The 15206-nt window shown below is 71.0% G+C and carries 10 protein-coding genes; 8 read left to right on the top strand and 2 right to left on the bottom strand.

What is annotated here, in order from left to right:
• Window positions 1-50: 50 nt before the first annotated feature.
• Entirely contained in the window at window positions 51-1682 is a 1632-nt protein-coding gene (locus tag ABGB06_RS25455; RefSeq protein ID WP_347593302.1) for an RNA polymerase sigma factor, read from the top strand.
• Between the two features lie 189 nt (window positions 1683-1871).
• Here the strand turns inward: ABGB06_RS25455 and ABGB06_RS25450 are convergent, their stop codons facing one another.
• Window positions 1872-2102, bottom strand: a complete 231-nt coding sequence (locus ABGB06_RS25450; RefSeq protein WP_347593300.1) for a hypothetical protein — start codon at window positions 2100-2102, stop codon at window positions 1872-1874.
• A gap of 456 nt (window positions 2103-2558) precedes the next feature.
• On the opposite strand from ABGB06_RS25450, the gene ABGB06_RS25445 reads away from it, so the two are divergent.
• The 7 genes from ABGB06_RS25445 to ABGB06_RS25415 all read left to right on the top strand — a co-directional run bounded on the left by ABGB06_RS25445 (window position 2559) and on the right by ABGB06_RS25415 (window position 12628).
• Window positions 2559-4676 carry a DNA topoisomerase IV subunit B gene (locus tag ABGB06_RS25445; protein WP_347593298.1) on the top strand — a complete coding sequence of 706 codons (2118 nt, stop codon included), beginning with the start codon at window positions 2559-2561 and terminating at the stop codon, window positions 4674-4676.
• Between the two features lie 75 nt (window positions 4677-4751).
• Window positions 4752-5789, top strand: a complete 1038-nt coding sequence (locus ABGB06_RS25440) for a LacI family DNA-binding transcriptional regulator (protein WP_347593296.1) — start codon at window positions 4752-4754, stop codon at window positions 5787-5789.
• 93 nt (window positions 5790-5882) lie between these two features.
• Window positions 5883-7247 (top strand): extracellular solute-binding protein, encoded by a 1365-nt coding sequence (locus tag ABGB06_RS25435; RefSeq protein ID WP_347593294.1) that lies wholly within the window; start codon window positions 5883-5885, stop codon window positions 7245-7247.
• Window position 7248: 1 nt separating this feature from the next.
• Window positions 7249-8205: a sugar ABC transporter permease gene (locus ABGB06_RS25430; RefSeq protein ID WP_347593292.1), complete on the top strand. Its 957-nt coding sequence runs from the start codon at window positions 7249-7251 to the stop codon at window positions 8203-8205.
• Between the two features lie 10 nt (window positions 8206-8215).
• Window positions 8216-9085 (top strand): carbohydrate ABC transporter permease, encoded by an 870-nt coding sequence (locus ABGB06_RS25425; RefSeq protein WP_347593290.1) that lies wholly within the window; start codon window positions 8216-8218, stop codon window positions 9083-9085.
• Window positions 9086-9123: 38 nt separating this feature from the next.
• Window positions 9124-10767: a glycoside hydrolase family 13 protein gene (locus ABGB06_RS25420; RefSeq protein WP_347593288.1), complete on the top strand. Its 1644-nt coding sequence runs from the start codon at window positions 9124-9126 to the stop codon at window positions 10765-10767.
• A gap of 52 nt (window positions 10768-10819) precedes the next feature.
• Window positions 10820-12628 (top strand): glycosyl hydrolase family 28-related protein, encoded by a 1809-nt coding sequence (locus tag ABGB06_RS25415; RefSeq protein ID WP_347593286.1) that lies wholly within the window; start codon window positions 10820-10822, stop codon window positions 12626-12628.
• A gap of 113 nt (window positions 12629-12741) precedes the next feature.
• Here the strand turns inward: ABGB06_RS25415 and ABGB06_RS25410 are convergent, their stop codons facing one another.
• A complete protein-coding gene (locus tag ABGB06_RS25410; RefSeq protein ID WP_347593284.1) occupies window positions 12742-15189 on the bottom strand; it encodes a DNA topoisomerase IV subunit A in 2448 nt (815 codons plus the stop codon).
• Window positions 15190-15206: the final 17 nt, after the last annotated feature.

Raw genomic sequence — 15206 nt, 5'->3', positions numbered from 1 at the left:
ACGGTCCGCTTCCCTTGGCGGGCCCAAGCCGTTCCCAGAGTTCCGAGAGGTTGTTCGTGTCGGCCAGCACTTCCCGTACTCTCCCTGCGGAGATCGCCGAGTCCAATTCTGTAATGGCGCTCATCGAACGGGGAAAGGCTGAGGGGCAGATCGCCGGCGATGACGTGCGCCGGGCCTTCGAGGCTGACCAGATCCCATCAACCCAGTGGAAGAACGTTCTGCGCAGCCTCAACCAGATCCTCGACGAGGAGGGCGTGACGCTGATGGTGAGTGCCGCCGAGGCGCCCAAGCGCACCCGGAAGAGTGTCGCCGCGAAGTCGACGGCCAAGCGCACCGCGACCAAGACGGTTGCCGCGCAGGCCACCTCCGCCAGTAAGGCTCCGACCGGCCCCGAAGGGCCGGCCGCGGACCTCGGCAGCGTCGAGACGGCGGGTGGCAGCGTGAGCAAGCCCGGGGCGAAGAAGGCCGCCGCCAAGAAGGCCGCCAAGAAGGCACCCGCGAAGAAGGCGGCCGCCAAGAAGACCACCACCGCGAAGAGACCCGCCACGAGGAAGACCGCGGAGAAGGCCCCCGGCAAGCAGGCCGAGCCCGGGAAGGAGATCGGCGACGAGCTCCTCGACGGTGCCGACGACGGCCCGCCGGAGCCGGAGCGCGGTCCCCGCGGCGAGGGCGGCCCCGAGGGCCCGGAGGCCGGCAAGCCCGAGAACGAGGGCTTCGTGCTCTCCGACGAGGACGAGGACGACGCCCCCGCCCAGCAGGTGGCCGCCGCCGGCGCGACCGCCGACCCGGTCAAGGACTACCTCAAGCAGATCGGCAAGGTCCCGCTGCTCAACGCCGAGCAGGAGGTGGAGCTGGCCAAGCGCATCGAGGCGGGCCTGTTCGCCGAGGACAAGCTGGCCAGCTCGGACAAGATCGCCCCCAAGCTCCGGCGCGAGCTGGAGATCATCTCCGAGGACGGCCGCCGCGCGAAGAACCACCTGCTGGAGGCCAACCTCCGGCTCGTGGTGTCGCTCGCCAAGCGGTACACGGGTCGCGGCATGCTCTTCCTCGACCTGATCCAGGAGGGCAACCTCGGCCTCATCCGGGCCGTCGAGAAGTTCGACTACACCAAGGGTTACAAGTTCTCGACGTACGCGACCTGGTGGATCCGCCAGGCGATCACCCGGGCCATGGCCGACCAGGCGCGGACCATCCGCATCCCGGTCCACATGGTCGAGGTGATCAACAAGCTGGCCCGCGTCCAGCGCCAGATGCTCCAGGACCTCGGCCGCGAGCCGACCCCGGAGGAGCTGGCCAAGGAGCTCGACATGACCCCGGAGAAGGTCGTCGAGGTCCAGAAGTACGGCCGCGAGCCCATCTCGCTGCACACGCCGCTCGGCGAGGACGGCGACAGCGAGTTCGGTGACCTGATCGAGGACTCCGAGGCCGTCGTGCCGGCCGACGCGGTGAGCTTCACGCTGCTGCAGGAGCAGCTGCACTCGGTGCTCGACACCCTGAGCGAGCGCGAGGCGGGCGTCGTCTCGATGCGGTTCGGGCTGACCGACGGCCAGCCGAAGACGCTGGACGAGATCGGCAAGGTGTACGGGGTGACCCGGGAGCGCATCCGGCAGATCGAGTCGAAGACCATGTCGAAGCTGCGCCACCCGTCCCGCTCGCAGGTGCTCCGGGACTACCTGGACTGAGCCGCGGCGGGCGGCCCGGTCCGGACGGCGAAACGAGGAACGGGCGGCTACCCCTGATGATCGAGGGGTAGCCGCCCGTCGCCGGCTTTCCTGGCCGGGACTCCGCCGGTGTGCGGAGCGGCTCCAGGCCCGTCTGTGGTGGCCCGTCTGAGGCGACGCGCACGTGCTGTCACGTCGCGTCGCGTCTGGTCAGCGTTCGTCGTCGCGCGCGGTGCCGGGAGTCGCGGTGAGCTTCTCCGTCTCGTCCTGTATCTCCGCGGCGATCTTCTTGAGCTCCGGCTGGAACTTGCGGCCGTGGTGGGCGCAGAACAGCAGCTCCCCACCCGTGGTGAGGACCACGCGCAGGTACGCCTGGGCACCACAGCGGTCGCAGCGGTCCCCGGCCGTCAGCGGAGTCGCGGGGGTCAGAACAGTAGTCACGTCGCCTCTTCTCTAGCTCGACGAGCTGTCGTACCAGGGACAACATCCAACCAGGCCGAAAACGTTCCCGCTCGTGGCTTCTCGTCCGAAAAAATCCGATCGAGTGGCTGGTCGCTGCCGGGTGGGGCGAATGGGCCGTAGGTGGTGGGTGTGCTTGCTGGGTCGGACTGGTCGGATGGATTGGGCTCGTCCTGCGTCGTCCGGCTTCCCCCTTGGGCGTATGGGGTTCCGCCTTCGTTCAGGAGGACGTGCCCGGAGCTTAAATGGTTCATGCCTCGAAGGGAACGTGATGTACGCGTCAGGCCCGTGATTTATCGAACACATGAACGAACCTGAGCTAGTCTGGATAGTCTCTGGGTGCCTGCACAACGGCTCTACACAGCCTCGGTACCCTCTGAGCGGCGCCCCGCCACCCGGCGCCGCCGCCAGAACAGAATTCAGCGAGGAGCGAACTGCGTGACCGCCGACACCTCCGTGCCACCGACCGCACTGCTCACCGGCTCAGACGCCGGAGGCAACTACACCGCGCGGCACCTTCTGGTTCTGGAAGGACTGGAGGCGGTGCGGAAGCGCCCCGGCATGTACATCGGCTCCACGGACAGCCGCGGCCTGATGCACTGCCTGTGGGAGATCATCGACAACGCCGTGGACGAGGCGCTGGCCGGGCACGGCGACCACATCGAGATCCTGCTGCACGACGACGGCTCGGTCGAGGTGAGGGACAACGGCCGCGGCATCCCGGTCGACATCGAGCCCAAGACCGGCCTGTCCGGGGTCGAGGTCGTGATGACCAAGCTGCATGCCGGCGGAAAGTTCGGCGGGGGCTCGTACGCGGCCTCCGGCGGCCTGCACGGTGTCGGCGCCTCCGTGGTGAACGCGCTCTCCGCCCGCATGGACGTTGAGGTGGACCGCGGCGGCCGGACCCACCGGATCAGCTTCCGCCGCGGCACTCCCGGCATCTTCACCGAGTCGGGCCCCGACGCCCCGTTCGACCCGTCGGGCGGTCTGATCAAGACCCGCAAGATCCCGAAGACCCGCACCGGCACCCGGGTGCGCTACTGGGCGGACCGGCAGATCTTCCTGAAGGACGCCAGGCTCGCCCTGGAGACCCTGCACGCGCGCGCCCGGCAGACGGCCTTCCTGGTGCCCGGGCTGTCCATCGTGGTGCGCGACGAGCGGGCCCAGGACGGCGCGGAGCCGGCCGAGGAGGTCTTCCGCTACGACGGGGGCATCAGCGAGTTCTGCGAGTACCTGGCGCCCGACAGGCCCGTCTGCGACGTGCTGCGGCTGGCCGGCCAGGGCTCCTTCAAGGAGACCGTCCCGGTCCTTGACGACCGCGGCCACATGATCCCCACCGAGGTCAGGCGCGACCTGGAGGTGGACGTCGCGCTGCGTTGGGGCGTCGGCTACGAGAGCACGCTCCGCTCGTTCGTGAACATCATCGCCACCCCCAAGGGCGGCACCCACGTCGCCGGCTTCGAGCGGGCGCTGCGCACCACCGTCAACGACGTGCTGCGCGCCTCCAAGCTGCTGCGGGTGGCCGAGGACGACGTGGCCAAGGACGACGTGCTCGAGGGCCTGACCGCGGTGGTCACCGTGCGCCTGGCGGAGCCGCAGTTCGAGGGCCAGACCAAGGAGGTGCTGGGCACCGCCGCGGCGGCTCGCATCGTCTCCCAGGTGGTGGCGAAGGAGCTGAAGACCTTCCTGACGTCCACCAAGCGGGACGCCAAGCAGCAGGCCCGTGCGGTGCTGGAGAAGGTCGTCGCCGCGGCCCGCACCCGGATCGCCGCCCGCCAGCACAAGGAGGCCCAGCGGCGGAAGACCGCGCTGGAGTCGTCGGCGCTGCCGGCCAAGCTCGCCGACTGCCGCAGTGACGACGTCGACCGCAGCGAGTTGTTCATCGTCGAGGGCGACAGCGCGCTGGGCACGGCGAAGCTGGCGCGGAACTCCGAGTTCCAGGCGCTGCTGCCGATCCGCGGCAAGATCCTCAACGTCCAGAAGTCGTCGGTCTCCGACATGCTGAAGAACGCCGAGTGCAGCGCGATCATCCAGGTGATAGGAGCTGGTTCGGGGCGCACGTTCGACATCGACCAGGCGCGCTACGGCAAGGTCATCTTCCTGGCCGACGCCGACGTGGACGGGGCCCACATCCGGTGCCTGCTGCTCACGCTGTTCCAGCGCTACATGCGCCCCATGGTCGAGCAGGGCCGCGTGTTCTCGGCCGTGCCGCCGCTGCACCGCATCGAGCTGAGCAACCCGCGCAAGGGCCAGGACCGGTACCTCTACACGTACTCGGACAACGAGCTGCGCGAGACCCTGCAGGACCTCGGGCAGCGCGGGGTGCGGTACAAGGACTCCATCCAGCGCTACAAGGGGCTCGGCGAGATGGACGCCGACCAACTGGCCGAGACCACCATGGACCCGCGCTACCGCACGCTGCGTCGGATCAACATCAGCGACCTGGAGGCCGCCGAGGAGGCGTTCAGCCTGCTGATGGGCAACGAGGTCGCGCCGCGCCGGGAGTTCATCGCCAACTCGGCCGCCAGCCTGGACCGGTCCCGCATCGACACCTGAGCCGGTGGGCCCCGGCCGGACGCCCGACCGGGGCCCACGCAAGCGGCTTGCGTCGCTTGCGCTAGTCTTGCGTGTATGACACGACGACTTGCCGAGGTAGCGCAGAAGGTGGGGGTCAGCGAGGCCACGGTCAGCCGGGTTCTCAACGGCAAGCCCGGGGTCTCCGAGGCGACCCGCCAGGCCGTGCTCACCGCCCTCGACGTGCTCGGCTACGAGCGGCCGACCCAGCTGCGCGGCGAGCGCGGCCGGCTGGTCGGCCTGGTGGTGCCCGAGCTGTCCAATCCCATCTTCCCCGCCTTCGCCGAGGTGCTCGGCGGCGTGCTGGCCCAGCGCGGCCTGGTGCCGGTGCTCTGCACCCAGACCCCGGGCGGCATCCAGGAGACGGACTACGTGGACCTGCTGCTCCAGCAGCAGGTGTCCGGTGTGGTCTTCGCCGGCGGCCTCTACGCGCAGGCGGACGCCTCGCACGAGCACTACCGGGTGCTTGCCGAACGCCGGCTGCCCGTGGTGCTGATCAACGCCTCGGTGCCCGGGCTCGGGTTCCCCGGCGTCTCCTGCGACGACGCGGTCGCCGTGGAGCAGGCCTGGCGCCACCTCGCCTCGCTCGGCCACGAGCGGATCGGCCTGGTGCTGGGCCCGCGGGACCACATGCCCTCGCGGCGCAAGCTGGCGGCCGCCCAGGCCGCCGCCCGGGCCGGCGGCGCCGAACTGCCGGAGGACCGGGTGGCCCGCGCCATGTACACGCTGGAGGGCGGGCAGGCGGCCACCAGCACGCTGCTCGAACGCGGCGTCACCGGCGTCATCTGCGCCAGCGACGTGATAGCGCTCGGCGCGGTGCGGGCGGCCAAGCGCCGTGGCCTGTCGGTGCCCGGGGACTTCTCGGTGGTGGGCTACGACGACTCCGCCCTGATGACCTGCACCAGTCCACCGCTGAGCACCGTCCGGCAGCCCATCGAGGCGATGGGTCGGGCCGCCGTGGAGGTGCTGGTGGCGCAGTTCGGCGGCCGGGACGTGTCCAGGGAGGAGCTGCTGTTCGAGCCGGAGCTGGTGGTCCGGGAGTCCACCGGGCAGGCGCCACGGGAACCGCGAGAGGAAGCCGACAGCAGCCAGTAGTTTTTTTGCAATCAGCGCGCAGGATATTGCGGGACCCTGCAATCGGTGGTTGAGTGTGCCCACTTCCAGGCCATGCTCACGAAGGGGCCCTCGATGTCTCCCACCGCATACCGGCGTGCCCGCCGCTCCCTCGTCGCCGGCGCCGTCCTCGGTCTCGCCCTGACCGGCTGTTCGGCCGAGGACGAGGGCGGCGACGACGGCAGGGTCGAGCTCCACATCAACGGTCAGCCGCCGGGCACGGACCAGCGCGAGCTGCGGGTGTTCAACGCCGAGATCGCGGCCTTCGAGGACGCCCATCCGGACATCGACATCGTTCCGCACGAGGGCTTCATGGACCCGGAGACGTTCAACACCCGGGTCGCCGGCGGCGAGCTGGAGGACGTCTTCTACGTCTACTTCACCGACCCGGCCCAGATCATCGAGCAGGGCTACGCCGCGGACATCACCGACCACCTCGCGGACCACCCGGAGTTCGCCGAGGTGCGCCCCGAACTGCACGAGGTCTTCCAGGACGAGGAGGGCCGGCAGTACGGCATCCCCACCGCCAACTACTCGATGGGCCTGCTCTACAACCGGGACCTCTTCGAACAGGCCGGACTGGACCCCGACGCGCCCCCCACCACCTGGGCGGAGGTGCGCACCGCCGCCGACGCCATCGCCGAGCTGGGCGGCGGGGTCAACGGCTACGGGGAGTGCACCATCGACAACACCGGTGGCTGGCACCTGACCGCCGAGGTCTACTCCACGGGCGGCCGGATCGCGGAGCCCGACGGCGACGGCTGGCGCGCCGCGTTCGACAACGACACCACCCGGGAGCTGCTGGAGACGCTGCAGGCCATGCGCTGGGAGGACGACTCCATGGGCAGCGACCAGCTCCGTTCCTGTGAGGACCTGATGGTGCAGATGGGCGCGGGCCAGCTCGGGATGTACGTGGCCGCGCCCGACAACCTGCCCACCCTGGTCCGGCAGTACGAGGGCAGCTACGAGAACCTCGGCCTCGGCCCGATACCCGACGGCCGGGCCACGCTGATCGGCGGCGAGGGCTACATGATCAACGCCAACGCCTCGGAGGAACAGATCGAGGCCGCCCTCACCTGGTTGCAGTGGCGGTTCGTGAACCCGGGCGAGATCGAGCGCCGCATCCAGGACTACGCGGCCGACGACCTGCCGGTGGGGCTGCCCATGCCGCCCACCCCCGACATCTGGGCCGAGGGCCAGATCCGCGACGACGTGGAGGCGCTCAAGGAGGAGCACGCCAACGTCCCGGTCGACCACGTGCGTCCGTTCATGGACGCGGCCACCGAGATCCCCGGGAGGATCGAGCCGCCGCAGGCCCAGGAGGTCTACGCCGTCCTCGACACCGTCATGCAGGCGGTGCTGACCGAACGCGACTCCGACGTCGCGGCCCTGCTCGCCGACGCCGAGGAGCAGGTCAACCGGATCTACGAGAGCTCCTGAGATGGCCGCCCCCGTCACCGACGCGCCGCCATCCGCCCCCGCGAAGGTCCGCCGGCCCGGCCGGCGACGGGCGGCCCGGCGGCCGGTCGGGCGCCGCCGGCTCGCCGACACCGTCACCGCCTACGGGTTCCTGTGCGCCGCCCTGGTCGTCTTCGCCGTCTTCGCCTGGTACCCGGTGGTCCGCAACGTGGTGCTGAGCTTCCAGGAGGTGAACTTCGTCCGCGGGTCCAGCTGGGTCGGCCTGGAGAACTTCCGCTTCGTACTCGACGATCCGCTGTTCGCCACCGCCTGGCGCAACAGCGCCCTGTTCACCCTCTACGCGCTGGTGCTGGGCTTCGGCGTCCCGTTCGTCACCGCCGTGCTCATCAACGAGTTCCGGCACGCCAGGGCCTACTTCCGGGTCCTGGTCTACCTCCCGGTCATGCTGCCGCCGGTGGTGGTGGCCCTGATGTGGCGGTGGTTCTACCAGCCGGAGGGCGGGCTGATCAACGAGGTGCTGAGCACCGCGCACCTGCCCACCTCGGACTGGACCAACTCCTCGGGCACCGCCCTGGTGTCCCTGGTGATCGTCTCCACCTGGGCCAACATGGGCAGCGCCACGCTCATCTACCTGGCCGCCCTGCAGACCATTCCGGGCGAGCTCTACGAGTCGGCCGAGCTGGACGGGGCGGGCATCGGGAAGCGGCTGTGGCACGTGACCGTCCCGCAGACCCGGTTCGTCATCCTGATGCTGCTGCTGTTGCAGGTGGTGGCCACGATGCAGGTGTTCACCGAGCCGTTCGTGATGACCGGCGGCGGCCCCGACGACTCCACCGTCACGGTGATGCTGCTCGTCTACCGCTACGCCTTCGTCACCGGCAACTTCGGCGCGGCCAGCGCCATGAGTCTGATGCTCCTCGCCGTACTCGCCGTCTTCTCCGCCGTCTACCTGCGGGTCACCCGCAGCCGGCAGATCTGAGGGAACCGCCGTGCGTACCCTGGTTCGCCCCGCGGTGCTCCGCACGCCGCGCGGCCGACTCGTCTACTGGTCCCTGTTCACCGTGGCGCTGCTGCTCTTCACGGTCGCCTTCGTCATCCCGCTCTACTGGATGGTCACCGGCGGCATGAAGAGCTCGCCCGAGCTGGCCCGGACCCCACCCACCCTCGTGCCCGAGGAGTGGCACCCGGGCAACTACGCCGACGCCTGGAACGAGCTGGACCTGGCCCGCTACTTCGGGAACACCGTCGTGCTGATCGGCGGCGCCTGGCTGCTCGGCCTGGCGGTCCAGCTGCCGGCCGCCTACGCCCTGTCCAAGCTGCGGCCGCGCTTCGGCACCGTGGTGCTCGGCCTGATGCTGGTCACCCTGATGGTGCCGGCCACGACGCTGCTGATCCCCACCTACCTGACCGTCACCGACGTGCCGGTCCTGGGGCTCAACCTGATCAACAATCCGGCCGCCGTCTGGCTGCCGGCCGCCGCCAACGCCTTCAACATCTACGTCCTGAAGAACTTCTTCGACCAGATCCCGGACGAGCTGCTCGACGCCGCCCGGATCGACGGCGCCTCGGCGTTCACCACCATGCGCCGGATCATCCTCCCGCTGTCCCGGCCCATCATCGCCGTGGTCTCGATCCTGTCGATCACCGCGCTGTGGCGCGACTTCCTGTGGCCGCTCGTGGTGCTGCCCGATCCGGCCGAACAGCCCATCACCGTCTACCTGCAACGGATCGCCGACACCACCTCGCTGAACATGCTCGTCGCCGGCCTGGTCCTCGCCAGCCTCCCCCTCGTGGTGATCTTCCTCGTCTTCCAGCGCCACATCCTCGCGGGCCTCACCGCGGGCAGCCTCCGGGGCTGATCACCGCAGCGTTGATCACCGAAAGGACAGAAACCCTCGTGCCGCAGAACCGCTCCGCATGGTGGCGCGCCGCCGCCATCTACCAGGTGTACGTCCGCAGCTTCGCCGACGGCGACGGGGACGGCACCGGCGATCTCGCCGGCGTCCGCTCCCGGCTTCCCTACCTCGCCGAACTCGGCGTGCAGGCCCTGTGGTTCACGCCCTGGTACGTGTCCCCCTTCGCTGACGGCGGCTACGACGTCACGGACTACCGGGCCATCGACCCGGACCTCGGCACCCTGCAGGAGGCCGAGAAGCTGATCGCGGAGGCCCGGGAGCTGGGCCTGCGCACCATCGTCGACGTGGTGCCCAACCACGTCTCCGCCGAACACGCGTGGTTCCGCGCCGCGCTGGACGGCGAGCCAGGCGCCCCGGAGCGGGAGCTGTTCCACTTCCGCCCGGGGCGCGGCCGGGACGGCGAACTGCCGCCCAACGACTGGCGTTCGGAGTTCGGCGGCCCGGCCTGGACCCGCACCAAGGCCGCGGACGGCAGCCCGGGGGAGTGGTACCTCCACCTCTTCGCGCCGGGACAGCCCGACCTGAACTGGGCCCATCCCGCGGTCAGGCAGGAGCACGAGGACATCCTCCGGTTCTGGTTCGAGCGCGGCGCCGCGGGCATCCGCATCGACTCGGCGGCCCTGCTCGTCAAGGACCCGGGACTGCCGGACTTCGACCCGGCGCACGACCGCCATCCGTACGTGGACCGGGACGAGCTGCACGACGTCTACCGCTCCTGGCGGTCCATCGCCGACGAGTACGACGGGGTGCTGATCGGCGAGCTGTGGCTGCCCGACGTCGAGCGGTTCACCCGCTACCTGCGCCCCGACGAGCTGCACACCGCCTTCAACTTCGACTTCCTCTCCTGCCCCTGGGAGCCCGACCGGCTGCGCGCCTCCATCGACTCCACCCTGGCCGCCCACGCCCGCGTCGGCGCCCCCGCCACCTGGGTGCTCTGCAACCACGACGTGACCCGCACGGTGACCAGGTACGGCCGCGCCGACACCGGGTTCGAGTTCGCCGCGAAGCGCTTCGGCACGCCCACCGACCTGGCGCTCGGCACCCGCCGGGCGCGCGCCGCCGCGCTGCTCACCCTCGCCCTGCCCGGCGCGGTCTACCTCTACCAGGGCGAGGAACTGGGCCTGCCCGAGGCGGACATCCCGCTGGACCGCATCACCGACCCGATGCACGCGCGCTCCGGCCGTGTCGACCCGGGGCGGGACGGCTGCCGGGTGCCGCTGCCCTGGACGGGCACGGAGCCGCCCTACGGCTTCGGCGGCGCCGACACCTGGCTGCCACAGCCCGCGGACTGGGCGCCGTACACCGCCGAGCGACAGGAGCGCGACCCCGGCTCCCTGCTCGGCCTCTACCGAACGGCGCTCCGGATGCGCCGCGCCTGGTCCGCGGCGGGCGGCGACGCGGCGGGCGGCGACGCGGCGGGCGCCGCCGTCGGGGCCGCCGTGAGCTGGCTCGACGCCCCGGCGGGCGTGCTCGCCTTCGCCCGCCCCGACGGGCTGGTCTGCGTGGTCAACCTCGCCGCGGACCCGGCCCCGCTCCCCGACCACCGAGCCGTCCTGCTCAGCAGCGGCCCCCTGAACGACGCGGGGCTGCTGCCGCCGGACACGGCGGCCTGGCTGCGGGGCTGACCCCCGCGGCCGGGCCGCCACCCACCCCCACACCCTCATGGAAGGGAACGCCATGCCCGCACCACACGCCGCCAGGGCGAGGACGCGACGGCGCGTCGCCTGGACGGCGGCGGCCTGCCTGGCCGTCGTCGGCACCCTCGGAACGGTCGCACCCGCCTTCGGCGCGGCCCTCACGGCCGCGCCTGCCGAGTCCGCCGCCCCCGCGGCCGACGCCACGCCGACGGCCGGCGCCGACCTGCCGTTCGTCACCCAGGAGGCGGAGGACGCCGCGCACGACGGGACGCCGATCGGGCCCGATCACACCCAGGGCACCGTCGCCTCCGAGGCGTCGGGCCGCCAGGCCGTGGAGCTGACCTCGGGCCAGAGCCTGGAGTTCACGCTGACCGAGCCCGCCAACGCCGTCACCGTCGTCTACAACCTGCCGGACAACAGCAGCGGCACGCTCTCGGTGTACGCCAACGGACAGAAGGTCGACGAGCCGCTCCAGGTCACCTCGCGGTACGCGTACTTCGACGCGCCCTGGATCGCCGGCGCCAGGACCCACCACTTCTTCAACCACGCCCGGCTGCTGCTCGGCCAGGAGCTGGCCGCGGGCGACACCGTCACCCTCCAGGTGGACGCGGGCGACGCGGCCGGCCCGTACACCATCGACTCCGCTGACTTCGAACTGGTCGCGGTACCCGCCGAACCGCCCGCCGGCGCCCTCGACGTGACCACGCTGGGCGCCGACCCCACCGGACAGGCGGACTCCACCCAGGCGTTCGTGGAGGCCGTCGCCCAGGGCCGGGGCGGCACCGTGTGGATCCCGCCGGGCACCTACCAGGTGAACCAGCCGCTCTACGTGGAGAACGTCACCCTCAGGGGCGCGGGCAACTGGTACTCGGTCGTCAACAGCTCACGGTTCATCAACCAGGGGCAGTCGCCGGGCAACGTGCACCTGAGCGACTTCGCGGTGGTCGGCGCCGTGACCGAACGGGTCGACAGCAACCCCGACAACTTCGTCAACGGCAACCTCGGCCCCAACTCCTCGGTCTCCGGCATGTGGCTGCAACGCCTCAAGGTGGGCCTGTGGCTGACCGGCGCCAACAACGGCCTGGTGGTCGAGGACAACCGCATCGTCGACATGGCCGCCGACGGGCTGAACCTCAACGGCGACGCCAACGGCATCGTGGTGCGCGACAACTACCTCAGGAACACCGGCGACGACTCGCTCGCCATGTGGTCGCTGCCGAACCCCAACCGCGACTCGACGTTCGAGAACAACACGGTGATCCAGCCCAACCTGGCCAACGGCATCGCCATCTACGGCGGGGAGAACATCACCGTCCGGAACAACCTCGTCCAGGACACCAACGCCCTGGGCAGCGGCATCGCCATCTCCAACCAGGCGTTCCTCCAGCCCTTCTCCCCGCTCGCCGGCACCATCACGGTCGAGGGAAACACGCTGGTGCGCACCGGGGCCATGAACCCCAACTGGAACCACCCGATGTCCGCCCTGCGGGTCGACCCCTACAACCACCCCATCGAGGCGGACGTCCGGATCACCGACACCACCATCGTCGACAGCCCGTGGAGCGCCTTCCAGTTCGTCTCCGGCAGCGGCCAGGGACTGGCGGCGAACAACGTCACCATCGACGGCGCCGTGGTGGAGAACGTCGGCACGGTGGTCGTCCAGGCCGAGACCACCGGCGAGGCCACGATCAGCGACGTGACCGCCACCGGCGTCGGCGCCGCGGGCGTCTACAACTGCCCCTACCCGACCAGCGTCCCGCCGATGACCCTGCGGGACGGCGGCGGCAACACCGGCTGGGACACGGAGTGGCAGGACTGCGCGAGCTGGCCCGAACCGGGCGGGGCGTGACCGCGCGGGGCGGGCCGGTGCCCGCCCCGCCCCCAGTCGCCGGCTGAGGCCGGCCGGCGCCCCGGCGGCACACCACTTCCCCCACGCCAGCCGCCGGGGCGCCACCCCGTCCGCTACGCCGGACCGCCGACCACGGCCACCGCCTTGGCCAGCGGTGTTCCGGAACCGTCCCGACGCGGGTCCAGCTCCGGCAGCTCCGCCGGGGCCCCGGTCCGGGTCGCCGCCCGCGCCGGCGCCGGCCCCGCCCAGGCCAGGTGGAGATGGTCCTCGCCCTTGAGGAACCGCTGGCAGCGCACCCCACCGGTGGCCCGCCCCTTGCGCGGGTACTGGTCGAACGGCGTGAGCTTGGCCGTGCCCAGCGAGTCGTCCAACGTCCCACTGCCGCCGGCCACCGTGAACACCACCGCCTCGACCGCCGGGTCGACGGCGGTGAAGGAGATCACCCGGACCCCCTCGGCGAGCTTCACGCCGGCCATGCCACCCGCCTGCCGGCCCTGCGGCCGCACCTGCCCGGCCTGGTACCGCAGCAGCTGCGCGTCGCTGGTGACGAAGACCAGGTCCTCCTCGCCGGTGCGCAGCTCCGCGGCGCCGACGATCCGGTCGCCCTCGCGGAGCGCGATGACCTCCAGCTCCTCCTTGTTCGCCGGGTACTCGGGCACCACCCGCTTCACCACGCCCTGCTCGGTGCCGATGGCCAGGCCGGGCGACGACTCGTCCAGCGTGGTCAGGCAGACCACCCGCTCGTCGGGCCGCAGCGAGAGGAACTCCGAAAGCTGCGCGCCACCCGCCAGGTTCGGCGCGGCGGCGGTCGGCGGCAGCTGCGGCAGGTCGATCACCGGCAGCCGCAGCAGCCGGCCGGTCGAGGTCACGGCCCCGACCTCGGACCGCGAGGTGGACGGCACGGCCGACACGATCACGTCGTGCTTGACCCGGCGGCCGCCGCTCTCCAGCGTCGTCTCCCCGTCCGCCGTGCGGGCCAGCAGCCCGGTGGAGGACAGCAGCACCCGGCAGGGATCGTCGGCGACCTCCAGCGGCACCGCCTCGACCTCGGCGCCCGCCGACTCCACCAGCCTGCTGCGCCGCGGCGTGCCGTACTTCCTGGCGATGTCGGCCAGCTCGCTGGAGACCAGCTTGCGCAGCTCCGCGTCGGACTCCAGGATCCGGCTCAGCTCGGCGATCTCCCGCTCCAGCCGCTCCCGCTCCGCCTCCAGCTCCAGGCGGTCGAACCGGGTCAGCCGGCGCAGCGGGGTGTCCAGGATGTACTGCGTCTGCGTCTCGGACAGCGAGAACCGCGTCATCAGCGACTCCTTCGCCTCCGCCGCGTTGTCGCTGGAGCGGATGATGCGGATGACCTCGTCGATGTCCACGAGCGCCACCAGCAGGCCCTCGACCAGGTGCAGCCGGTCCCGCCGCCTGCCGCGCCGGTACTCGCTGCGCCGCCGCACCACCTGGAAGCGGTGGTCGACGTAGACCTCCAGCAGCTCCTTCAGCCCCATCGTGAGCGGCTGGCCGTCCACCAGCGCCACGTTGTTGATGCCGAAGCTCTCCTCCATCGGCGTCAGCTTGTACAGCTGGGCCAGCACCGCCTCGGGGTTGAAGCCGTTCTTCACCTCGATGACCAGGCGCAGCCCGTGCTCCCGGTCCGTCAGGTCCTTGACGTCCGCGATGCCCTGCAGCCGCTTCGCGTTGACCAGGTCCTTGATCTTCCCGATGACCTTCTCGGGGCCCACGGTGAACGGCAGTTCCGTCACCACCAGGCCGCGGCGCCGCGCGGTCACCTTCTCCACGGCGACGGTGGCCCGGATCCGGAACGTGCCCCGGCCGGTCTCGTACGCGTCGTGGATGCCTTCCAGCCCGACGATCTGACCGCCCGTCGGCAGGTCGGGACCCGGCACGTGCCGCATCAGGGTGGCCAGGTCGGCGCCCGGATGCCGGATCAGGTGCCGGGCCGCGGCGATCACCTCGGCCAGGTTGTGCGGCGGCATGTTGGTGGCCATGCCCACCGCGATCCCGCTCGAGCCGTTCACCAGGAGGTTGGGATACGCCGCGGGGAGGGCGACCGGCTCCTGTTCGCTGCCGTCGTAGTTGGCGGCGAAGTCGACGGTGTCCTCGTCGATCGACTCCACCATCAGCCCGGCCGCCGACGCCGACCGGCACTCCGTGTACCGCATGGCGGCCGGCGGGTCGTCGTTCCCCAACGAGCCGAAGTTCCCGTGGCCGTCCACCAGCGGCAGCCGCATCGAGAAGGGCTGCGCCATCCGCACCAGCGCGTCGTAGATCGCGCTGTCGCCGTGCGGGTGCAGCTTGCCCATCACCTCGCCGACGACCCGCGCGCACTTGACGTACGAACGGTCGGGCCGCAGGCCCATGTCGTGCATCTGGTAGAGGATGCGGCGCTGCACCGGCTTCATGCCGTCCCGGGCGTCGGGCAGCGCCCGGGAGTAGATCACCGAGTAGGCGTACTCCAGGAACGAGCCCTGCATCTCGTCCACCACGTCGATGTCGAGGATGCGCTCCTCGTAGTCATCAGGTGGCGCGGTCTTCGTGCTGCGGCGGGCCATCGGGGCGAGCGCTCCTT

Source organism: Streptomyces sp. B6B3 (genome assembly GCF_039871525.1).
GTDB lineage: Bacteria > Actinomycetota > Actinomycetes > Streptomycetales > Streptomycetaceae > Streptomyces.
This window is presented reverse-complemented; position numbering and strand designations above follow the sequence as displayed.